This window comes from Streptomyces sp. SCUT-3, assembly GCF_014083985.1.
Classification (GTDB): domain Bacteria; phylum Actinomycetota; class Actinomycetes; order Streptomycetales; family Streptomycetaceae; genus Streptomyces_H; species Streptomyces_H thermolineatus.
In genome coordinates this window covers 1,254,860-1,276,387 of the sequence record NZ_CP046907.1, presented here as the reverse complement: position 1 = coordinate 1,276,387, position 21,528 = coordinate 1,254,860, and the positions used below count along the sequence as shown (strand labels likewise).

Here is a 21,528-nt window from a genome sequence, read left to right as displayed (position 1 = left end):
CGGACGGGACGGGACGACGCGCGCCGTTCCCCCCGGCGGCGGCCGGAGGGACAATGCGGGCATGAGCCGACAGGGGGACAGGAACCACGGGGACGAGAACCGGTGGTGGGCCGAGCTCTACTCCGACGACGCACCCGACACCGGTCCGCCGCCCCGCAGGGGGGACACGGTCGACGACCGCTTCGGCTCGGTCACGGAGGTGCTGGGCGCCGCGGCCGCGGAGGACGAGGGCACGCGGACGGAGGACGGGGCGGACGGGCCGGACGGGCCGGGGCCCCCGCCGTGGTGGACCCCGGCCCCCGGCCGCTCCCCGGCCGGGCCTTCGCCTTCCCGGCTCCCCCCGCCCCTCCGGCCGCCCGCCCCCGAGGAGGGGGCCGCCCCCGGCGGGGAGTCCGGGCCCGACGGGGAGTCCACCTCCGGCGGGGAGTCCGGGCCCGCCCGGCGCCGGCCGGCGGGAGGGGCGGAGCGGCCCGCGCCGTTCGTGCCGTCGCCGCGCGCTCCGGCCGACAGGGCGGAGCCACCGACCCGGCCGCCGCACACCTCCGCCGGCCCCGCCGGTTCCGCCGGCCCCGCCGGTTCCGCCGGCCCTGCCGGCCCCGTCGGCCAGTGGGGCGGGGAGCCGGTGGACCCGTCGCCGGGCGCCGCAGGAGGCGGCCCGCCGGTCCCCGGCCCCTGCCCGGCCGCGTGGCCGGCCGCGGATCCGGACCGGATCGCCGACCTCGTCCCCGACACCGTCGCCGACGGCGCCGCGTACGGGGTGCTGACCGTACGGGCGGCCTCGGTGCGCGGTGACGCTGCCCGGCGCGGCGGCCGCCCGAGGGGGGACGCGCTGCTGACCGCCCGCTTCGGGGAGGGCGACGACGCGCTGCTGCTGCTCGCCCTGGCCGGCGGGGACCGCACGGGGCAGGAGGCGCACCGGGCGGCGCACGACGCCGTGCGCTGGATCACCGAGGCCGTCGGCCGCAGCCACGAGCAGCTCGGCGAGGACCTGCGGGCCGGCCGCAGGGCGTCCCTGAGGTCGGGGCTGTACCGGCTGACGGACCGCTGCCTCAACCGGCTGCGCGCCCGCGGCGACGACCTGTGCCTGCTGCCCGAGGAGTACGCGACCGCCGTGCGCTGCCTGCTGATCCCCGTCGACCCGGGCTGCCGCACCCGTGTCTTCTTCGGAGCGGGGGAGGGCGGGCTGTTCCGGTTGAGGGAGGGCGGTTGGCAGGACCTGGACCCGCCGCGCGGGGCGCCTCCGGGCCCGGGGCCCCGGGCCGCGGCCCCCGGGGGCGCCGAGTGCCCGCCGGGGTCCGGTTTCCGCTTCCTCGCCCCGGTCGGCACGCCGGGGGACGTGCTGCTGCTGTGCGGCCGGGGGCTGGCCGAGCCGCTGCGCGCGGACCCGTCGTTCGCCGGGCACCTGGCGCGGCGCTGGGAGGGCCCGCGGGCGCCGGGGCCGACCGCGTTCCTGGAGGACGTGCAGCTGCACCCTGAGGGCGGCTGCGGGGACCGCACGGCCGCCGTGGTGTGGGAGCGGTAGCCCGGGCGCGGGCGGCACCGGCCGCCGCGCCCGCCCCGCGAGGGGGGGGGAGCGCCCCTCACCGGCGACCGGGCCGTGCGGGCCCGGCGGAGGCCCGTGCGGGCTCAGTAGTAGTCGAGCAGTCGGTCGGCCGAGCTCGTTCCGCGGCCCTGCGGCAGCGTGGCCTCGCTGTTGAGGACGTAGTAGCCGCCCTTCGGCCGCCTCGTCACGACCATCATCTGCCTCGCCATGTCCCCGCCCGCCTCGCGCGCCACCACGTGGTCGTGCAGGAGCTTGAAGAGGTTCCGGTCCAGGTCGCCGGCGTGGCGCAGCTTGAGCACGCGGTAGTTGCGTCCGCCCACCGGCACGATCGACGTCGCCCACTCGTTCGGCTGGTCGGTGATCCTCGCGTCGGCGTTGTCGAGCGTTCCCCGCACGCCGGCCCGGATGTTCGCCATGTGGATGTGCAACTGGTCCTGGGTCCGGACCCGGTGGTGGTCGGTGCTGTACAGGGCGTTGACCCCGAGCCCGACTCCCTGCCCGTTCACGGTCCTCACGTGAGCGGGGTTGTGGTGGGCCTCGTCCCACGCCTGTCGCCAATAGTGTTTCGGCGGATTCGCGTTGGACCAGAGGTAGGGGCATTCGATGCCCTTGATGCGCAGGTTGGGGATCAGCAGATAGTTGTTGGTCGCCGGTGCGCTGCCCCTCAGCAGGATGTAATTGCTGGTGTACTTCAGGCACGTATTGTGGTTCGCCCTGCACTGCTTGACCCTGTCCCAGAGCCCGTTCCTGCCTCCGCTGTCGTTGTTGCTGCCGCACAGTGCGACCGGGCCGACGTCGAGCGGGACCTTCCCCCTCGTCGTGGCCTGCGCGCCCTGCGTCGCCCGTGTTGCCGAGCACAGGTCGCGGGCGAGGCGCTCCGGGCTTTTCGCTTGGCTCAGCGCGGGGGCACCGGAGAGCAGAACAGTCATTGCTGCCACCAGAACCCGGCGTGAGACGGTTTGAGGCACGGTTTCTCCCTGGCTGTTGTGTCCGGACTGATCACCAAGCTAGGGACGGCATTCATGTGCTGCATTCCCGGTGGGCCGACCGGGGCGCCCGGCCTTGTGCCGCCGACGGGCACGCCGGGCGGGAGGCGGGAGGGGCGGTGTCCGCGGGGGACGGCGGCCGGAGGCACCCGGTGACACCCGGGGCGGGCGGGCCGCGGAGCCGCCGGCGCCGGAGCGCGGTGACGTTCCGGGGGCTCCGCGGTGTGTGCGCCGACGCGCCCGGCGGCCGCAGGAGCGACGACATCCGTCGCCGTCGACGGCGCACTGGATGTTTATTCGGAGGAAATCCGCGCTGACCTGCGGCGACGTTCGGAACGGCATATTCCAGCGGTGCTTTTCGAACGGAAAATGCCGGCCGCTTCCGCAATGCGGTCCGCCCGCGCCCGCGGTTTCCGCTAGGGAATTCCCCAGTGTGACGCAGGATACGAGTGGGCGGTTGCGCGGCAGGGCATGCATTCCGTGTCAATGTTCGACCTGCAACTTTCGAGGCGGCTGTCCGCCACCGTGCCCGGACCTGCCGCACGGGGACGCCTTCCGGTCCGGAGTGGAGAAGATGAGAAGTCGGTCGGAGGTACGCGAGAAGGACCACTGGAGAGGAGTCCGGCAGGCCGTGGCGATGCGACGGTTACGGCGCCGGCTGAACGGGGACGACCTGACGGCGATCGCGGACGTGCGAAGGTCGTTGCGCGAGGCGCTGAGTCACTGGGACGCGCACGACCTCGTCGACACGGCGGAGCTGCTGGCGAGCGAACTGGTCACCAACGCGCTCGTGCACTCCGGGGGCGACGCGACGGTCACCGCGACCCTGTCCCCCGGGCCGGAGGCGCGTCTGAGGGTGGAGGTCCACGACGGGGGCCCCCGGCTGCCCGCGCCCAGGGACGCGGGGGAGGACGCGACCTCGGGCCGGGGCCTGCTGCTGGTGTCGGCCCTCGCCGACGAGTGGGGGGCGAGGCCGGTGGCGAGGGGCAAGGTCGTCTGGTTCGAACTGTGCGCGCAGGCCGCCTGAGCGTGCGCGGCCGCACGAACGGGTCCGCCCGGCCGGGAGGACCGGCCGGGCGGACCCGTTCGTGCGGCAGGGGACGGGCGCCGCAGGGCGGCGCGGGGACGGCGGGGCGTCAGCCGAACTGCCGCTCCAGGTCCTTGAGCTTGCGCTCGAGCGAGTCCAGGCGGGGCAGCGCCATCGTGTCGTCCTCGGCGGTCAGGTCGATGGTGCGGGGAGCGGCCGGGGTCTCCCGGGGCTCCTCGGCCGGGGCGGAACGCAGGGCCGGACGGGCGGCCGACGACAGTTCGGGAGCCCTCTCCTGGCCGCCTGGGGCAGGCTCCGCGGAGGCCTTGGCGACGGACGCGTTCCTCGACCCGGAGCCCGTGGCCGCGGGCAGCTCGACCTGACGCCCGCCGCGCGAGCGGCTCCACAGGCGGTGCTGGCGGTTGAGGGCCTTGATCCTGGCGCGCTCCAGCCGCTCGGTGTCGCGGCGGCGCCGCGCCTTCTCCTGCTTGCTGCGGCGCTCCTCCCGGACCTCCTCGACCGCCTCGTCGAGCGAGCGGACGTTCTCCAGGAGCATCAGGGACCAGGCGCGGTAGGTCTCGCGAGGCGCCCTGATCCAGCGGACCACCCGGATCTGGGGCAGCGGGCGGGGCACCAGGCCCTGCTCGCGCAGCGCCGCGCGGCGGGTCTGCTTCAGGGCCCGGTCGAAGAGGACCGCGGCGGACAGCGACATTCCGGCGAAGAACTCGGGCGCCCCGTCGTGGCCGAAGCCGCGCGGCGCGTGCACCCAGTTGAACCAGGCGGCGGAGCCGGCGAAGAGCCACACCAGCATCCGGGAGCCCAGCGCGGCGTCGCCGTGGCTGGCCTCGCGCACGGCCAGCACCGAGCAGAACATGGCCGCCCCGTCCAGGCCGAACGGCACCAGGTACTCCCAGCCCCCGGAGAGGTTGAGGTTCTCCCGGCCGAAGCCGACCAGTCCGTGGAAGGACAGGGCCGCGGCGACGGCCGCACAGCAGAACAGCAGCGCGTAGGACGCGCCGCTGTAGATCATTTCCTTGCGCCGCCGCCGTTCCTCGCTGCGCTCCCACGAGTCGGCGGACGCCGGGTCCGTGTCGTCGGCCTTGCGCCGGCTGCGCACCACGACCACTGCCGCGCCCGCAACGGCCGCCAGCGAGACGGCCGCTGCCAGCACCCACTCCAGCGGCAAGTCGGTGATTGTCATCTGGATTCCCTGCCTCGATCTCCGTCACGGACCGGACCGGCGGACGGCTGCTCCACCCCTCGGCACCGACGCGGTACGGCCCGAGAGCGCCATCCTGGCGGACCACTGGCCGGCCACATGCGGTTTTTGGGTAACAGTAGCGGCAATTGGGCCGCCTCCCGCGCCAGTTCGCACGGGGGGTACCGCACTCTAGCGTGCGCACGGACGTTTGACCGATTCCCGGGTGGGGTAAAAACAGCCGACCTCCTGTCCGGATCCGGACACGCCTGCGGAAGCGGCGGTGTGACGGCGCGTGAGCCGCAGGACGGCGACGGTGACTGCGGCGGAGGCGGCGACGGTGACGGCGGCCGGTGAGCCGCGGTGGGCGGCCGTGACGGCGGCCGGAGCGAGTGTTCCTGACGGTACGTCAGGCAGCCGAGAGTCGCGCGGTCCGCTCGGCGTCGCAGAGCCGGGGGCAGGTCACGCAGGCGTCGGCGGGGCGCAGCGTGTAGAAGAGGCAGCAGCCGATCCGGGTGCGGGTGCGCGGGCCGGAGCCGTCCGGGCCGGGCAGCGAGCGGAAGCCGGCCCCGCCCGCGAACGGCGGTGTCGAGCCGGGCAGCAGCGCGCCGAGCTCGGCCACCGCCCTGTCCTCCTCGCCCAGCAGGTGGCCGAAGTACCACAGGCCCTCGGCGACCTCGTCCGTCGCCATGCCCCACAGGGCGCGGGAGCGGCGCCGCAGGTGCGGCCCGAAGGCGGCCAGCAGCGGCTCCAGGTGCTCGGCGAGGGACGCGCGCACGGCCGTGCGCAGCGCCTCCTCGTCCCCGACGACGCGGGCCCCGGGCAGCGCGGCCGCCGGGTCGCCGGGCAGGCAGGCGAACTCCTCGACCAGCGCGGTCATCCGGCCCTCGCCGCGGTGCCACGAGACGTGCTCCACCGGCAGCCGGGGCACGCGGCGCTGCAGGAACCAGGGGGCCGTGACCAGCAGGCAGGCGTGCCAGGCGTAGCGGTGCAGGCAGAAACTGGCGGCCACCTCCGGGCGGGGCGTTTGCCCGTAGTCGCGCAGGGCCTGCGCCTCGTCGACCGCGATCGTCGCGCGCAGGGCCGTCCCGTCCCCGGCCAGCCGGGCACTGCTCACCCAGCCGTCGCCGTGGCGCGGGGCGCCGTGCTCCACGCGCAGGGTGGGGAGGGCGGCGGTGAGCCGGGCGTAGGAGTCCCCGACGGGCGAGGACGGCGGGGCGGGCACGGCCATGGTCGGATCCCGAAGCACTCGAAAACAGGTAAGCCTTACCTTATCCGATCTCGAGCCCCCGGGGGGTGATGCAGGAGGCCTGGTGCGGGAGGCCCGGTGCAGGAGGCCGGGCGCGGGAGGCCGGGCCGGGGAGGGGCCCGTCAGGCGGTCGCCGCGCCGGCCGGGCGGACGAGGGAGGGGAGGAGGGTCCGGGCGAGGTGGAGGAGCAGCGCCTCGGCGGCGAGGAGGGCGACCTTGGCCAGCACGGCCGTCAGGAACTCGGACACGGGGGACCTCACTGTGCGGTGTTCTGGGCTGTTCGGGTGTACGGGAGGAAAGTCCCGATGCGGACTTTCCGTCCCGTTCCGGTGAAAGCCTCCTGCGGCGGATGAAGCAGAAGGGGTAGGACATGTGAATCAGGGGTGAACCGAGGGGAAATCGTCGGAACCGCTGCGGCCGACCGCGGCGAGGACGGCGGAGCCGCCCGCCGCGGCGAGGCCGATCGTCCACCCCGCCGGGCCGAGCGGACGGCAGCCGAAGAAGTGGCTGACGCCGGGGAGGCCGACGACCAGGGCGAGCACGGCCAGCGACCCCAGGGCCGCGGCGGTCGCCACCGGGTCCCGTCCCGAGTCGACGAGCGTCTGCAGGAGCTGCGAGCCCACGAGGGCGACGAGCGCCACGGTGCCCGCACGGGCCCGGGTGCCGGTCGGCCGGGCCAGCAGCCACGCGGTGGACGCCGCGCCCGCGGTGAGGAGGGCCCGCCTGCGGATGTGTCGGGTCAGCGGCCTCCCCAGGGACACCTCGGGCCCCTCCCGGAGGAGCTTCCCGGTGTCGCCCGACGGCGGGCGGGCGGCGACGGCCATGGCGGGCAGCATGTCGGTGAGCAGGTTCACCAGGAGCAGCTGCCGCGCGTTCAGCGCGCTGCCCCCGGTGAACAGGCCCGACGCCAGGGTGAAGGCGATCTCCCCCAGGTTGCCGCCCAGGAGGATGCCCAGGGCCTTGCGGACGGACGCCCACATCGAGCGCCCCTCGACCACGGCGTCGACGACGGTCTCGATGCGGTCGTCGGTGACCACGACGTCGGCGGCGGCGCGGGCGGCGGGCGTCGCCCGCGCGCCGACGGCGATGCCGACGTCGGCGGAGCGGATGGCGGGCGCGTCGTTGGCGCCGTCGCCCGTCATCGCGACGACCCGGCCCGCCGCGCGCAGGGCGGTGGCGATGCGGACCTTGTGGGCGGGGGTCACCCGGGCGAAGACCGCCACGTGCGGCAGCACCCCGGTGAGGGCCTCGTCGTCCAGTGCGTCCAGTTCCGGGCCGGTCGCCGTCCGCCGCCCGTCGAGCAGCCCCAGCTCGCGGGCGACGGCCTCCGCGGTGCTGGGGTGGTCGCCGGTGAGCATGACGCTGCGCACGCCCGCCGCGGCCAGCCGGCCGATGCTCTCGGCCGCGGTCGCCCGCACCGGGTCAGCCAGGCCCAGCAGCCCCAGCAGGCACAGCCCCGAGACCACCGGCTCCCCGCCCGCGCCTTCCCCGCCCGTGCTTTCCGCGACGGCGAGCACCCGCAGGCCGCTGCGGGCGAGGCGGTCGGTCTCCCGGCGCACCTCCTCCCGCAGCCCGGCGTCGAACGGCAGGACGGTGCCGTCCCGCAGGATCCGGTCGCAGTGTGCGAGGAGCACCTCCGGGGCGCCCTTGGCGACCGTCCGCACGCCCGAGCCGTCCCGGCCGAGCACCGCGTGGTAGCCGCGGCCCGGCTCGAACGGCAGCTCGCCGAGCCGCTCCCAGCCGTCCGCGCCCCCGCGCGGCGCCCGGTCGTCCGGGGCCGCGCCCAGCCGCTCGGCCCCGGCGACGACCGCGCGGTCCGTGGGATGGGCCAGCGACCGGGACGGCCCCGCCGGGCAGGCGCGGGCCGCGGCCCCGACGACCCGGCGCAGGGCGGGGGTGAGCCCGTCGAGCGGGCGCCGCTCGCGCCCGTCGGACACCTGCTGGAGGCTGATCCTGCCCTCGGTGAGCGTGCCGGTCTTGTCGATGCACAGCACGTCCACGCGGCCGAGCGCCTCGATGGTGGACGGGCGGCGCACCAGGGTGCTGCGGGCGGACAGCCGCCGGGCCGCGGCCAGCTCCGCCGCCGTGGCCACGAAGGGCAGCCCCTCGGGCACCGCCGCCACGCACAGGCTCACGGCGGCGCCCACGGCGGCCCCCAGGGGCTGCCTGCGGGCGAGGCCGGACAGCAGCAGGACGGCACCCGAGGCGACGGACAGGGGCAGGAACCAGCGGCCCAGGGAACGCAGGCGGCGCTCCACCCCGGTGACGGGCGGGCCCTCGCCCGGCGCGGCCCGCCCGGCGGCGCCGGCCTCGGTGTCCGGCCCGGTGGCGACGACCACCGCGAGGGCGGTCCCGGCCGCCATCGTCGTGCCCTCGTACAGCATGGAGCAGCGGTCGGCCAGGGCCGCCGCGGACGTCGGCGCGGGCGCCTTCGCCACGGGCTGCGACTCGCCGGTGAGGCCGGCCTCGTCGACCTCCACGCCCACCGCCCGGAGCACGCGGCAGTCGGCGGGGACCGCGTCGCCCGCCCGCAGTTCGACGACGTCCCCCGGGACCAGGCGGTCGGCGGTCGTCTCCGTCTCCGCGTCCCCGTCCGCCCGGCGCAGGCGGACGCGGGGCGCGGCCGTCTCCGTGAGCCGTTCCGCCGCGCGGTCCGCCCTGAACCGCTGGGTCCCGCCCAGGAGCGCGTCGCCGCCGAGCACCCCGACGATGAGCACCGCGTCCACCAGGGAGCCGAACCACGCCGACACTCCGCCCCCGACCGCCAGGACCGGCGTCAGGGGGTTGGCCAGTTCCTCCCCGACCCTGCCGAGCAGGGAGGCGGCACCGGCCCGCCGCTCCCGCCCGGCGAACCGGCGCCGCCGCGCGGCCTCGGCCCCGTCCAGCCCGGCCGGGGAGGTCTCCAGACGGGCCATCACGTGGCGGACCGTCATGGCGTGCCAGGGGGCCCGCTCCGACGGCGGCGGCATGGGGCGGGCGGCGAGCGCGCGCCCGGCCCGCTCCGCCGCCGTGATCGCGGCGAGCGTCGTGCAGTCGGCCACCAGGCGGGTCCGCGCGAGCGCCGTGCGGGGCCTGCCGGCGGTGAGCGCCGCGAGAGCGCCCAGGGCGGCGCCGAAGGCGCCGAAGCGGGCGCACCGCAGGCTCAGCGCCCGGGCCCCGGCCGACGAGCTCAGCAGCAGGTGGGCGACGTCCGGCGGGCCGGCGACGTCCGCGTCCCACGGCACCCGGCCGGCGCGGGCCACCACCCCGATGCCCAGGTCGGCCCGCACGAGGGCGCGCCGGGCCCGGGCGGTGACCAGGACGACCCCGTGCCCGTCCGCCTGGAGGGCGCGCACCGCGGCGGAGACGCGGGCCCGGCCCACGGGAACGGCCCCGTCCGCCCCCAGCCGGGCGACCAGCCCCAAAGGCCCCCCGGCCAGCAGCACCCGGCCGCACTCGCGCGCCGCCCGCACCAGATGGCCGGCCGCCGGGCGGAGCTCGGGCACCAGCACCGCCACGGCGACGGGGCGTCCCGCCCGGGACACCAGCACGGCCTCCGCGCCCTGCCCGCGGCGCTCCCCGGCCCACGCCGCCGCCTCGCCGGGGACCGCCTCCGCGGGGACTGGTTCCTCGGGCACCGTCTCGCCGGGCACCGTCTCCTCCGGGACCGCTTCCTCGGGGACCGGGCCGCCGGGGCACGGGAGGGGGGAGAGCCGCCAGGCCCCGCGGGTCCGAGGCCTCCCGGGGACGAACCCGTCGGCCAGTTCGTGGACCCGTGCGTGGATCTCGTCGGTGCAGGGCGCACCGTCCGGGGATGCGCCGTGCGGGGATGCGCCGTTCGGGCGCGTGCCGTCCTGCGGGTCGTCGGCCGGCGCGCCGTCCGGCCGGTCGGCGGGTGCGCCGGCGGAGCTCCGGCCGCGCGGGGCGAGGGGCAGCACCGCCGTCGGCGTCCACGAGCCGGTGACGAGCACGCGCGCGTCCAGGACCACCGTGTCGAGCCGGTCCAGGCGGCGCAGCGCGTCCGGCCGCAGCACGAGGGCCCCGCGCCCGCAGGCGGCCCGGCCCACGGCGGCCGCGAAGGCCTCGCGCCCCAGCAGGAAGGCCCTCGGCGTACCGGCGATCAGCAGGCCCACCGCCCGGTTGTGGCTGCGGGCGAGGAAACCGCCGCTCCCGTAGGCGGCCAGCGCCGCCGGCACCGCCGTGCGGCCGTACCGCTCACCGGGCCCGAGCGGCAGCGGGACGGGCCGCTCGCAGGCGGGCGCGGCGTCGTGCCGGTACGCGCCCGGGCGGCGGCCCAGCCGTTCGTCCCACTCCCTCCAGGCCCGGGCGCGGGCCCGGACCTCCGAGTACCGGTTGCAGGCCAGGACGGTGGCGACGGCGGTGCTGAAGGGCTGGAACGTCAGCGTGGTGACCGCCAGGGACGCGGCCGACCAGGCGGCGCTCCCGGTCACGGCCCCGACCCGGCGGGCGGCGCCCCCCAGCGTCGGGACGGTCTCCACGAGCTGGACCAGCGCCGGCACCAGCGGGTGCAGCCGGGGCAGGCGGGCGGCCCGGCCGGTCACCGCGGTGACGGTCGCGGCCGCGCTCGCGACGACGCGCAGCGCCGCGCCGAGCTGCTCCTCCGGGGCGCCGGTGGAACCGGCACGGGCAGGCCGCTCCGGGCCGCCTCCCGGGCCCCCCGCGCCTTCGCCTTCCGCGCCTCCCTGGCCTTCGCCCTCCGCGCCTTCGCCCTCCGCGCCTTTGCCCTCTGTGCCGTCCCGCCGCGCGGTCCAGGCCTTCTCGGCCCCCGCGTCGGCCTCGGCGACGAGGGAGACGAGCCGTTCGGTGTCGGTCCGGTCGGGGTCGCAGAAGACGCGCACGCAGCCCAGCGTCCCGTTGACCTCGGCACGGGCCACTCCGGGGACAGTGCCCAGCCGGGCCTCCAGGGCGCGGGAGGAGTTGCTCGTGCCTGGGCCGCCCAGCCGGCGCAGCCCTACGCGGACCCCGTCGGGGTCCCTCCGCAGCCAGTGGGTCTCCACGGCCCCGCCGAGGCCGTGCAGCAGGGCCGGCGCGGAGGCGGCCGCGGCGGCGGCCGCCCGGGACACCGTCCTGGCAAGGGAGGACCACAGCATGCGGCTCCCACCGTCGGTCGGTACTGATGGGACGGAGCGGCCGCCCCTGCTCGGGGACGGCCCCTCGTTCACCAGTATCGCCGTGGCAGGGGCGTTGTCATCCGCTGGCGGCGGCCGCGGGGGAGGAGGGCGGCGGTGCGGGCTGCTGCGCCTGCTCCTGAGCCGCCGGCCGTTCCTGCGCCCCGGACGTCCGGCCGACCCGCTCCGCCACCGCGGTGCCGACCCCGATGGCTGCGGCCACCGGCCACTCGATCACCTCGAGCAGTGCCAGTGCGCCCAGCCCGCCGTAGTAGGCCACGTGCTCCGCCCGCGGCACGTGCGGCTTGGGCAGGTGCATTCCGGGCACGTGCGGTGCGTGGGCCGCCGCGGCCTGCGCCTTCAGCATCTGCGCCTGCGCCCTCTGCTGCAGCTGCGCCTTCGACAGCTGCGGGGAGTGGAACTGCATCGTGACCAGCGGCAGGTTGAGTGTGAAGGACCTGCGCCGGCCCGCTTCCTCCGGAGCTCCCGGGGGGCCGGTCTGCGCCGTGCCCTGCCCGTTCGCCGTGGCGACCGGTGAGGTCCCCGCCGTGTCCGGTTCCCGCGCGGATCCGTGTGCCCCCGGAGGAGGAGTTGGCGTTGCGGACATGACAGCCTCCAAGCGAACGTTCGCGGTGGGCCGGGCCGCCGGCCCGGTCCCCGGTGGACTGGTCACTTTCCGGTCTACACCGGTCAATGCGTCCCGTACAGGGGCGAAATGGAACTCGCGCGAGAGGGGGCCCGGGAGCCTCGGCAGGCCGGTGCGGGGGAGGCCGGCGGGGGAGGTCAGGGGGCGGGGGCCCCGGCGGACGGGAGGCCGGCGTCGGGCGGGAGGCCGACGGACGGCGGCGCGTCCGCGTCGGTACGGACGTTCAACTGCTCGGCCAGCCAGGTGGGGATCCCGTCCAGCAGGCGCACCAGGCGGGCCGCCTCGGTCCGCAGGCGGCCCGCCTCCGGCTCGGGCCGGACCTCGGCGAGGGAGGCCAGGGCCGGCGCCATGCCGACCAGGTAGCCCAGTTCCTCGCGCAGCCGCAGCGATTCGGCGAATCCGCGCCCGGCCTCGGCCAGGTCGCCGTCGCGCAGCGCCAGGCCCGCCAGGTGCCGCCAGGTGGACGAGCACAGCAGCAGGTCGCCGCGGTCGGCGGCGCCCGCGTGGGCGCGGTGGTAGGCGGCCCGCGCGGCGGGCGCGTTGCCGGAGAGGTGCTCGGCGACCAGGCCGCGCCGGAAGTCGAGCAGCGGGCGGCCCGCGGCGGAGGGGGAGAGCAGTGCGGCGCTGCGGCCCAGGGCGGAACGGGCCTCGTCCGAGCGGTCCCGCACCCCCATCACGGTGGCCGCGTAGGCGAGGTGGCCGCGCTCGCAGGCGGCGGCCCCGCGCTGCTCGTCCGTGCGGGCCAGTGCCTCGGCCGAGCGCAGGGCCTCCTCGGCCTCCTCCCAGCCGGAGGCGGTGTACATGCAGCGTTCGGCCAGCAGGGCCGCGCGGCGGACGGCGGCGGACGGGTCGTCCGCGCAGTACGGGGTCAGCAGGACTGCGGCCTCCTGCCAGCAGCCCCTTGACCGAAGGCGCCACACGGCGGTGTCGAGCGGTGATTCCTCCTCGGACGTTCCCGAACCAGACACGGCTGTGTCCGCCACCGTTCCCTCCCCGTTGCGCGCCGGCGTTCCGGAAAGCCGGCCGTGGACTGGCCGAAGTTCAGCATGCGAGCGGGGGGCACGGCTAGGGGGCGTTCCGCACACGGGCGCCTCCGCGCTCCTTTGCCGCCCCGCCCGCACTCTGCCCGCACCCTGTCCGTCCGCCGGCCGGGCAGAACCCCCGGGCAGGAGTGCGCCCGGGGTTACCGGGGACGATTCCGGCAAGGCGTCCGCCGGACGCGGGGCCGAGGAGCTGATCGCCGTGCTGGACATCGCCGCCGCACTCGCCGACTGGTGCGCGCAGGGACGCGCCTTCGCCGTCGCCACCGTGACCGCCGTCTCCGGCAGTGCGCCGAGACGCCAGGGCGCGGCACTGGCGGTGGACCGGGACGGCGAGGCGGTCGGCAGTGTCTCCGGCGGGTGCGTGGAGGGCGCCGTGTACGAACTGTGCCGCCGCTCCCTGGCGGACGGGCGGACGGTGCGCGAGCGCTTCGGCCACTCCGGGGAGGACGCCTTCGCCGCCGGGCTGACCTGCGGCGGCGAGATCGACGTCCTCGTCCAGCCGGTCCTGCCCGGCGACCCGGGCGCCGCCGTGCCGGCCGGTGCCCTGGCCGCCGCGGCGGCGGGGGAGACCGCGGCGCTCGCCAGGGTGGTCGACGGCCCCGGCGCGCCGCCGGGCGCCGCGCTGCTGGTGCGCCCCGGCGGCCCCGTCACCGGGACGCTGGGCGGGGAGCGCCTGGACGGCGCGGCGGCGGCCGCGGCCCGCGCGCTGCTCGACGCCGGCCGCACCGGGACCGTCACCGTCGGCGCGGACGGCGGCCGGTGCGGCGAGCCGCTGACCCTGCTGGTGGAGTGCAGCGTGCCGCCGCCGCGGATGCTGGTCTTCGGCGCGGTCGACTTCGCCGCCGCGATGGTGCGCGCGGGCAGGTTCCTCGGCCACCGGGTCACCGTCTGCGACGCCCGCCCGGTCTTCGCCACCGCCGCCCGCTTCCCCGAGGCCGACGAGGTGGTGGCCCAGTGGCCGCACCGCTACCTGGAACGCACCCGGACCGACTCCCGGACGGCGGTCGTCGTCCTCACCCACGACCCGAAGTTCGATGTGCCCCTGCTGGAGCGGGCCCTGCGGATGCCCCTGGCCTACGTCGGCGCCATGGGCTCGCGCCGCACCCACGACCAGCGGCTGGAGCGGCTGCGGGCGGCCGGCCTGACCGGCACCGAACTGGCCCGGCTGCACTCGCCGATCGGCCTGGACCTGGGGGCCCTCACGCCCGAGGAGACCGCGCTGTCCGTCGCCGCGGAGATCGTCGCCCGGCGGCGCGGCGGCACCGGCCTGCCCCTGAGCCGCACCACCGGCCCCCTCCACCACGATCCCCCGCCACCCGCGCCCGAGTCCGTCCTCCCGCCCGTGCCCGCCCCTGCGCCTGCGCCCCCGTCCGTGTAGGCCCCGGACCGGTCCCGCACCCCACCGGCGAAGCGGTCGTACGGCGCGACAGCCTCTGTGGGAGGAGCTCCGGCCACGAACTGAACGCCCGAGCCGTCGGCAGGGGCCGTCCTACCGGCGACGGGCTTGCGGATAAAGGGAGAGGTGAGCGGCAGAGGACCTTGCTACGGTGCATCGATGCCATCGGTCAAGCAGGTACAGGTCACCTTCGACTGTGCGGAACCCGAGCGTCTCGCTCGCTTTTGGTGCGAAGTGCTGGGGTACGTCGTACCGCCGCCACCGGCGGGGTTCGCCACTTGGGACGATTTCAACCGATCCCAGGCCTCCGAGGACCGGGACTCGTGGTTCGCCTGCAGCGACCCCTCGGGTGTGGGCCCGCGACTGTATTTCCAGCGCGTCCCCGAGGGCAAGGTCGTCAAGAACCGGGTGCACCTCGACGTGAGAGTCGGTACCGGACTCGTGGGGGAAGAGCGCCTGGCCGCGCTCGAGGCCGAATGCGCACGACTGGTCCCGCTCGGCGCGGTACGCGTGCAACTCCTGTACGACGGCCATGACTCGTGCATCGCGATGCAGGACATCGAGGGCAACGAGTTCTGTCTCGACTGAGCCCCCTTTGGGCCGCCGGGGCCTGTGGTGCCGACGGTTCCCGGGCGGTATTTGCTGGTCGTCGCTTGCGGACGGTGTTCATACTGCCGCAGTGGATCCGGTGACGATTGAGACCGACCGTCTGCTGCTGCGGGCCTTCACCTCTGCCGACGTGGACGCGGTGTACGAAGCCTGCCAGGACGAAGACATCCAGTTCTACACGCCGGTGCCGGTTCCGTACCGGCGTGCGGACGCGGAGAAGCTCATCGACGAGAAGCTGCCCTCCCAGTGGGCCGAGGACAAGGACTACACGCTCGGCGCCTTCCGCAAGGACACCGGCGCCCTGGTCGGCTCGTACTGCCTGACCCTCGTCAGCCGCGGTGTCTGGGAGCTCGGCTACTGGGCGGTCAAGGAGCAGCGCGGCCAAGGCTTTTCGCTGGAAGCGGCGCGGGCGCTGTGCGACTGGGGCTGGGCCACGCTCGACGTGCACCGCATCGAGTGGTGGGCCATGGTCGGGAACACCGGGTCGCGTGCCGTCGCCGAGAAACTCGGCTTCACTGTCGAAGGGACTCTGCGCAATCGCGGTATTGCCAACGACGGCAAGCCGCACGACTGGTGGGTGGGCGGACTGCTGAGGCACTGATGTCCGGGCCGGTGCGACACCGGCTGCGTCAGCCGCCCTCCTGCAGAGGCGTTCCCGGCTCGGCCGGTCCCTGACGGCCGTGACGCGACAGTGGCCGCACGGGTCCACGGCACGGCCCGCTCTTTGGTCCGCCCCGGGCCCGCCGAGCGCCGCCGCATCCGGCCACGCCCCGTCCGCGTCCGATATCGGTCGGGGCACGCGGTCCCACGGAGCGTGGCAGATCGGCGCGTGATGACCGGTTCGTGTTGATGCGGGCCCGGGAACCCGGGATCCTGCGGACACGGACGAACGAGGGCGGGTGTGATCATGTCGCGCGAACTGGCCGCCGCTGTCAGGAATTACAGGCGGCGTGCGGGGCTGACCCAGGAAGGGCTGGCGGCGGCGTCCGGGCTGTCGCCGAGCGTGGTGTGCAAGGTCGAGCAGGGCGGCGAGGTGCGGGTGGACACCCTGCACGCCCTGGCCCGCGGGCTGGGCGTGCCCACCTCCGCCCTGTTCACCACCGAGGCCCTGGAACCGGTCGTCGGCGACGAGGCCAACCAGCGCTACCTGGTGGAACTGCGGCGGGAGTTGATGCCGCCCGTAGGCCTGTCGGGGAGGAGGGTGTCGGAGGTGGTCGAACCCCCGGACCTGTCGGCGGTCTCCCGGGAGGTCGACATCGGCTACTCGCTCCACCGGGCAGGCCGTTACGGCGGTTTGGCCAAGAAACTGCCGAGTCTGCTGAACGTCACCGCGGCGGTAGCTGAGCTCTTGAAGGACGGGGAGCAGGAACGGGTGGTGGAAATCCGCTCCCGGTCACTGCTGCTGGCCGGCAGCTACCTCACGCAGGTGCGCCAGTACGACCTCGCCTACCACGCGCTGGCCGAGGGGATCCGGACAGCCAGGGAGGCGGACAGGATGTTCGTGGCCGCCATGGGGGTGAGCACCATGTGCTGGCTCCTTCTGAGGCAGGACCGATTCGACGAGAGCGAGCAGTTGGCAGCCACGACGGCCCTGGCGGTCGAACCGAAGTTCTCGGCCGCATCGCCCGACCAACTTGCCGCCTGGGGGGACCTTTCCCTGCGCATGGCCGCCGCAGCCGTGCGGAACAACCGCCCCGACGTGGCCCGGGAGGCCAGGCGCATGGCGAGTACGGCAGCCGGGGCGCTGGGGACCGAGTACACGGACAACAAGTACCGCCGGAGCACCTTCGGACCCGTGACGGCGGAGATGAAGGCGGTGGAGGACCTCTCCGTCCTCGGCGACGCCCGCGGAGTACTGCGCCGTTCCGACGACGGCCTCCTCAGCCCCGGGTCGGTGAGCCACTACGGCCGCCCCAGTCCGGCCGGTTGGAACCGTCACCGTCTCGACGTGGCCAAGGCGCACGCCGCGCTCGGCTCCCACCAGGAGGCGATGGACGAGCTGACCGCCCTGCGCCGGACCTCCCCGGAATGGCTGAAGCACCAGACCATGGCGCGCCACGTGATGTCCGACATCCTCCGCAGACGGAAGCGCACGCTGACCCGCGACATGCGGGAGATGGCCGCCCACCTCGCCGTCGTCGGATGACCCCGCCCGCCCGAGGTGCGCGGTCCTCCCGGGGCCGGGCGCTGCCCGGGTCCCGTTCCTCCGGGGTCGTGCGCCCTGCGCCGAGAACCTTGCCCGCCCCGGCCCGGCCCGCCCTGTCCCGGCCCGTCGCGACCGGCCCGTACGCCCCGCCCCGCCCGCACGCACCCGCCGGGACCCGGGGTTCCCTACCGCCCGACGGGCCGGTGGTCCTCGGCGCGGAGCCGGTACAGCACGTTCCGGCGCAGGGGTCCTTCGGGGACGTCCGGGTCGTCGAAGTCGTCGGCCGGGTCGCGGGTCATGCCGATGCGGCGCATCACCGCCTGCGAGCGGAGGTTGGTGGCCGTCGTCACCGCGAGGACCTCCGCCAGGCCGAGGCTTTCGAACCCGAAGTCCACCACGGCCCGGGCGGCCTCGGTGGCGTAGCCGTGACCCCAGGCCGGGCGGGCCAGGCGCCAGCCGGCCTCCACGCCGGTGAACGGCAGGCCGTCGTCCACCGGGTCGAGCCCGGCGAACCCGATGAACCCGCCGGTGGCCCGCACCTCCACCGCCCACCACCCCCAGCCCCGCCGTTCGAGCTCGGTGCGGAAACGGGCGACTGACGCCTCGCTCTGCTCCCGGGTGAGCAGGTCCGGGAAGTGTTCGCGGACTTCGGGATCGGCGTTCATGGCCGCCCACGGGGCGATGTCCGACTCCCGCCATCCGCGGAGCACGAGACGTTCGGTGCGCAGTTCGGTCATCGCGCCAACCTAACTGGGCCCCGCGTGCGGGTCGATCGAGTAAACGGCCGGCGGGCTCGTCCGCGTCGATGCCGGACCGGTCGGCGGTGCGACCGGGAACGCCCGCGTTGGAGCCCGGTCGCTGAGGTGCGGGGGCCGGTGCTGTGAGCAGCGGCATCATCACGTGTCCCGGCGCCGGGGCGGGGACCGCAGGCGCCGTGCCCGGGGCCCGCCGGACCGGACGCGGGCCCCGGGCGCGGCCGGCTTCAGGCGGGGGCGGCCGCCGGCAGGCCGTGGCCGGCGACGGAGTGTTCGGCGACGAGCCCGCGGAGGGCGCGGAACCCGGCGGGGCGCCCGGCGGCGACGCCGCCGACGGGTCGGCCGTCGCGGCGGACGACCGCGGTGAAGTCGAAGCCGCCGGGGTCGCCGTCCACGGCGATGTCGTCGCCGACGGCGGGGTGCCCGCAGAACTGCAGGACGACGCCGTACTGGTCGGTCCAGCCCCACGGGACCGCGTCGAAGGGCCTGCGCCCGCCGAGCATGTTCGCGGCGACGGCCGCGCCGTGCTCCTGGGCGTGGTTCCACTGCTCGACGCGGTGCAGCCCGCCCAGGACGGGGTCGGGGCGGCGGGCGACGTCGCCCGCCGCGTACACGTGCGGCACGCCGGTGGCGCCGTACCGGTCGACGACGATGCCGTCGGCCACGGCCAGTCCGGCCCGCTCGGCGAGGGCGGTCTCCGGCACCGTGCCGACGGCGACCAGCACCGCCGCGGCCGTCCACTCGGTGCCGTCGTGGCCGGTGGCGACGAGGGTGTCGCCGTGCCGGGCCAGGCTCCGCAGTCCCACCCCCGTGTGCACCCGTACGCCGTTGGCGCGGTGCAGGTCGGCGACGGCCCGCCCGAGAACGGGGGGCAGCACCCGGCCGAGGGGGCGGTCCGCCGCCTCCAGGACCGTGACCTCGCAGCCCGCCTGCCGCGCGGTGGCCGCCACCTCCAGACCGACCAGTCCCGCGCCGACGACGAGCAGGGGGCCGCCGGAGGCCAGGTCCCCGCGCAGGGCGGGGAGGTCGTCGAGGGTGCGCAGGGTGTGCACGCGGTCGAGCCCCGCCGCCCGGGGGAGGGTTCGGGGGCGGGCGCCCGTGGCCAGGAGGAGCCGGTCACAGGGGAGCCGGGAGCCGTCCGCGAAGTGCAGGGCGGAGGCGTCCAGGCCGGTGACGGCGGTGCCGGTGAGCAGTTCGACGCCCTGCTCGGCCCAGGCGGACGACGGCTTGAGGCGGGCCCGCTCCGGGGGCACGTCGCCCCGGAGCAGGTCCTTGGACAGCGGCGGCCTGCGGTACGGCTCGTGGGGCTCGTCGCCGATCAGGACGATCCGCCCCTCGAACCCCTCCTTGCGGAGCGTCAGCGCGGCGGTCGTGCCGGCCACTCCGGTGCCGACGACGGCGACGGTGCGGGGCGCGGGCTCAGGCACGGCTCGTCTCGACCATCTCGAAGTCGGCCTTGGCCGCTCCGCAGTCGGGGCAGCACCAGTCGTCGGGGACGTCCTCCCAGCGGGTGCCGGGGGCGATGCCCTCCTCCGGCCATCCCTCGGCCTCGTCGTAGACGAAGCCGCACACCAGGCACTCCCAGACCTTCACGGGGTTCATGACGTCTCCTCGAAGTCGATCTTCTCGCGGACCCCGCAGTCGGGGCAGCACCAGTCGTCGGGGACGGCGTCCCAGGGGGTGCCTGCGGGGAAGCCCTCGCGGGGCTCGCCGGAGGCCTCGTCGTACACGTAGTCGCAGACGGGGCAGCGGTACCGGCTCACGCCGCCCCACCCCCGTAGCGGGCCAGGACCCGGGCGCGCCGGCGCGGCTGGATGTTGGCGCGGGCGACGTCGCCGCCGTAGTGCGCCAGTACCAGGGGGTCCATGACGCGGCGCCACAGGGGCGGCACGAGGGCGAGCAGGATCATGCCTGCGTAGCCCGACGGCAGCTGCGGGGACTCCTCGAAGTGGCGCAGCGCCTGGTAGCGGCGGGTGGGGTTGGCGTGGTGGTCGCTGTGCCGCTGCAGGTGGTACAGGAACACGTTGGAGGCGATGTCGTCGCTGTTCCAGCTGTGCCGGGGGGTGCAGCGCTCGTAGCGGCCCGTGGCGCCCTTCTGCCGGAGCAGCCCGTAGTGCTCCAGGTAGTTGACGACCTCCAGCAGGCAGAACCCGATGACCGCCTGCACGGCCAGATACGGCAGGACGCCGGGCCCGAAGGCGACGGCCAGGGCCCCGAACAGCGCCGCCGACATCGCCCACGCGTTGAGCACGTCGTTCTGCGGCGTCCACGGGCCCTTGCCCCGGCGGGCCAGCCTGGCCTTCTCCAGGTGCCATCCCGAGCGCAGGGAGCCGAACACGGAGCGGGGCAGGAACGCCCAGAACGTCTGGCCCAGGCGCGAGCTGGCGGGGTCCTCGGGCGTGGCGACGCGGACGTGGTGGCCGCGGTTGTGCTCGATGTAGAAGTGGCCGTAGAAGGTCTGGGCGAGCGCGATGCGGGCGAGCCACCGCTCCAGCGACTCCTTCTTGTGGCCGAGTTCGTGCGCCGTGTTGATGCCGAGCCCCGCGACGACGCCGACGGTGACCGTGAGCCCCGCCCTGTCCGCGGCCGAGAGGCCGCCGGTCGTCCACAGCCAACAGGCCAGGACCAGCCCGGCGTACTGCAGCGGCAGGTAGAGGTAGGTGCACCAGCGGTAGTAGCGGTCGCCCTCCAGCCAGGCGAGCACGCTGTCGGGCGGGTTGTTCGAGTCCTTGCCGACCAGGAGGTCCAGCAGCGGGACCAGCCCGAAGACGATCAGGAGCGCCGACCACCAGAAGAACCCCGAGCCGGTGAGTTCGACCAGGCCCCACGCGGTGAACGGGTACGCCGGGACGACCAGTCCGAGCAGCCACAGGTACCTCTTGCCGTCCCGCCAGGTCGCCTGCCGCCCCTGTGACGCCTGCTCCGACCGCGACGCGCTCGGCGCCCTTTGGGCCTGCGACGCGCTCGACGCCCGAGCGGGCGATCCGCCGGGCTGCGCGATCTCCGCCATGCCACCACCTCCAACTTTACAGTTCTCGAAAAACTGTCCAGAAATTAGACAGTACCCTCGGTAACCGTCAAGGGGATGGGCGAAATTCGCTAGGATGGTCGCGATGACGCGCTATCGAGAGTCGGTCCGCTCACTGCTCAAGGAGCGGCTCCTGGACGCCGCCTACGAGCAGGTCGCCGCAGGCGGCTGGGACCGGCTGCGCATGACCCGCATCGCCGCCACGGCCGGGGTGAGCCGGCAGACCCTCTACACCGAGTACGGCACCAAGGCGGCGATCGGCGAGGCACTCGTACGGCGCGAGATCGAGCGGTTCCTGCTCGGCATACAGGAACAGCTCCTCGACCACCCCGACGACCTGGGGGACGCCGTCACCGCCGGCGTCGAGTACACGCTGCGGGCCGCCGCCGACAACCCGCTCCTCAAGGCCGTACTCACCGGTTCACGAGGGGGCGACGACGACCTCCTCGAACTCCTGACCACCCGCACCGAGCCCCTCCTGGAGACCGCCTCGGCGATGCTGACCGCATACGCGGAGGACGCGTGGCCGACCGTCGACGCCGAGTCGCGGGACCTGGTCGTCGAGACGCTCGTCCGCATGACGGTCAGCCACGTCTTCCAGCCGACCGCGCCTCCCGAGACCGCCGCCCGGCGGATCGCCGAGATCGCCGTCCGCATCGCACGGCCCTGAGGGCCCGTCGGGGCCCCGGCGCGGCGACCGCCCGGGGCTCCTTGGCCGGCCCCTCCGTCACGACCGGGGCCGACGCCCCGGCCGGACGGCCGGGGCCCCTCCTGCCGGCCTTCCTCCTGTCTGC

Annotated in this window: 19 protein-coding genes; 7 read left to right on the top strand and 12 right to left on the bottom strand. The window is 75.7% G+C overall.

Annotated features, from left to right (window positions below):
- Nucleotides 1-61 precede the first annotated feature (61 nt).
- Nucleotides 62-1,522: a protein phosphatase 2C domain-containing protein gene (locus tag GQS52_RS05555; RefSeq protein WP_182311939.1), complete on the top strand. Its 1,461-nt coding sequence runs from the start codon at nt 62-64 to the stop codon at nt 1,520-1,522.
- Nucleotides 1,523-1,626: 104 nt separating this feature from the next.
- On the opposite strand, the gene GQS52_RS05550 is transcribed toward GQS52_RS05555, so the two are convergent.
- A complete protein-coding gene (locus tag GQS52_RS05550) occupies nt 1,627-2,472 on the bottom strand; it encodes a CDP-diacylglycerol diphosphatase (protein ID WP_182311938.1) in 846 nt (281 codons plus the stop codon).
- 694 nt (nt 2,473-3,166) lie between these two features.
- Here GQS52_RS05550 and GQS52_RS05545 point away from each other — a divergent pair.
- Nucleotides 3,167-3,556: an ATP-binding protein gene (locus tag GQS52_RS05545; protein WP_182316231.1), complete on the top strand. Its 390-nt coding sequence runs from the start codon at nt 3,167-3,169 to the stop codon at nt 3,554-3,556.
- Between the two features lie 109 nt (nt 3,557-3,665).
- Here GQS52_RS05545 and GQS52_RS05540 read toward each other — a convergent pair whose 3' ends face one another.
- The 6 genes from GQS52_RS05540 to GQS52_RS05520 form a co-directional block, all read right to left on the bottom strand.
- Nucleotides 3,666-4,757 (bottom strand): DUF2637 domain-containing protein, encoded by a 1,092-nt coding sequence (locus GQS52_RS05540; RefSeq protein ID WP_182311937.1) that lies wholly within the window; start codon nt 4,755-4,757, stop codon nt 3,666-3,668.
- Between the two features lie 406 nt (nt 4,758-5,163).
- A complete protein-coding gene (locus GQS52_RS05535) occupies nt 5,164-5,985 on the bottom strand; it encodes a (2Fe-2S)-binding protein (protein WP_182311936.1) in 822 nt (273 codons plus the stop codon).
- A 140-nt stretch (nt 5,986-6,125) separates the two neighbouring features.
- On the bottom strand, nt 6,126-6,251 hold the full coding sequence (locus tag GQS52_RS27540; RefSeq protein WP_259370608.1) for a hypothetical protein: 126 nt from the start codon (nt 6,249-6,251) through the stop codon (nt 6,126-6,128).
- Nucleotides 6,252-6,380: 129 nt separating this feature from the next.
- Nucleotides 6,381-11,093 carry an HAD-IC family P-type ATPase gene (locus GQS52_RS05530; RefSeq protein ID WP_259370607.1) on the bottom strand — a complete coding sequence of 1,571 codons (4,713 nt, stop codon included), beginning with the start codon at nt 11,091-11,093 and terminating at the stop codon, nt 6,381-6,383.
- A gap of 97 nt (nt 11,094-11,190) precedes the next feature.
- The gene (locus GQS52_RS05525; protein WP_182311935.1) at nt 11,191-11,538 is read right to left on the bottom strand and encodes a hypothetical protein; all 348 of its coding nucleotides are present in this window, start codon (nt 11,536-11,538) and stop codon (nt 11,191-11,193) included.
- A 356-nt stretch (nt 11,539-11,894) separates the two neighbouring features.
- Nucleotides 11,895-12,740 (bottom strand): hypothetical protein, encoded by an 846-nt coding sequence (locus GQS52_RS05520; RefSeq protein WP_182311934.1) that lies wholly within the window; start codon nt 12,738-12,740, stop codon nt 11,895-11,897.
- Between the two features lie 259 nt (nt 12,741-12,999).
- Between GQS52_RS05520 and GQS52_RS05515 the strand changes: the two genes are divergently transcribed.
- The 4 genes from GQS52_RS05515 (at nt 13,000) to GQS52_RS05500 (ending at nt 16,951) form a co-directional block, all read left to right on the top strand.
- Nucleotides 13,000-14,178, top strand: coding sequence for an XdhC/CoxI family protein (locus GQS52_RS05515; protein ID WP_182311933.1), 1,179 nt, complete (start codon nt 13,000-13,002; stop codon nt 14,176-14,178).
- A gap of 177 nt (nt 14,179-14,355) precedes the next feature.
- Complete coding sequence (locus GQS52_RS05510; RefSeq protein ID WP_182311932.1) at nt 14,356-14,784, top strand: VOC family protein; 429 nt, start codon at nt 14,356-14,358, stop codon at nt 14,782-14,784.
- Between the two features lie 91 nt (nt 14,785-14,875).
- A complete protein-coding gene (locus GQS52_RS05505) occupies nt 14,876-15,406 on the top strand; it encodes a GNAT family N-acetyltransferase (RefSeq protein WP_182311931.1) in 531 nt (176 codons plus the stop codon).
- Between the two features lie 306 nt (nt 15,407-15,712).
- Complete coding sequence (locus GQS52_RS05500; RefSeq protein WP_182316229.1) at nt 15,713-16,951, top strand: helix-turn-helix transcriptional regulator; 1,239 nt, start codon at nt 15,713-15,715, stop codon at nt 16,949-16,951.
- Nucleotides 16,952-17,136: 185 nt separating this feature from the next.
- Here the strand turns inward: GQS52_RS05500 and GQS52_RS05495 are convergent, their stop codons facing one another.
- The 5 genes from GQS52_RS05495 to GQS52_RS05475 form a co-directional block, all read right to left on the bottom strand.
- Nucleotides 17,137-17,688, bottom strand: a complete 552-nt coding sequence (locus GQS52_RS05495; protein WP_182311930.1) for a GNAT family N-acetyltransferase — start codon at nt 17,686-17,688, stop codon at nt 17,137-17,139.
- A gap of 245 nt (nt 17,689-17,933) precedes the next feature.
- The gene (locus tag GQS52_RS05490; RefSeq protein WP_182311929.1) at nt 17,934-19,133 is read right to left on the bottom strand and encodes an FAD-dependent oxidoreductase; all 1,200 of its coding nucleotides are present in this window, start codon (nt 19,131-19,133) and stop codon (nt 17,934-17,936) included.
- A complete protein-coding gene (locus GQS52_RS05485; protein WP_346268270.1) occupies nt 19,126-19,299 on the bottom strand; it encodes a rubredoxin in 174 nt (57 codons plus the stop codon). The genes GQS52_RS05490 and GQS52_RS05485 overlap by 8 nt, the downstream gene beginning before the upstream one ends.
- Before the next feature lie 5 nt (nt 19,300-19,304).
- Nucleotides 19,305-19,469, bottom strand: coding sequence for a rubredoxin (locus GQS52_RS05480; RefSeq protein ID WP_182311927.1), 165 nt, complete (start codon nt 19,467-19,469; stop codon nt 19,305-19,307).
- Nucleotides 19,466-20,716 carry an alkane 1-monooxygenase gene (locus GQS52_RS05475; protein ID WP_182311926.1) on the bottom strand — a complete coding sequence of 417 codons (1,251 nt, stop codon included), beginning with the start codon at nt 20,714-20,716 and terminating at the stop codon, nt 19,466-19,468. The genes GQS52_RS05480 and GQS52_RS05475 overlap by 4 nt, the downstream gene beginning before the upstream one ends.
- A gap of 103 nt (nt 20,717-20,819) precedes the next feature.
- On the opposite strand from GQS52_RS05475, the gene GQS52_RS05470 reads away from it, so the two are divergent.
- Nucleotides 20,820-21,404 (top strand): TetR family transcriptional regulator, encoded by a 585-nt coding sequence (locus GQS52_RS05470; RefSeq protein WP_182311925.1) that lies wholly within the window; start codon nt 20,820-20,822, stop codon nt 21,402-21,404.
- Nucleotides 21,405-21,528 lie beyond the last annotated feature (124 nt).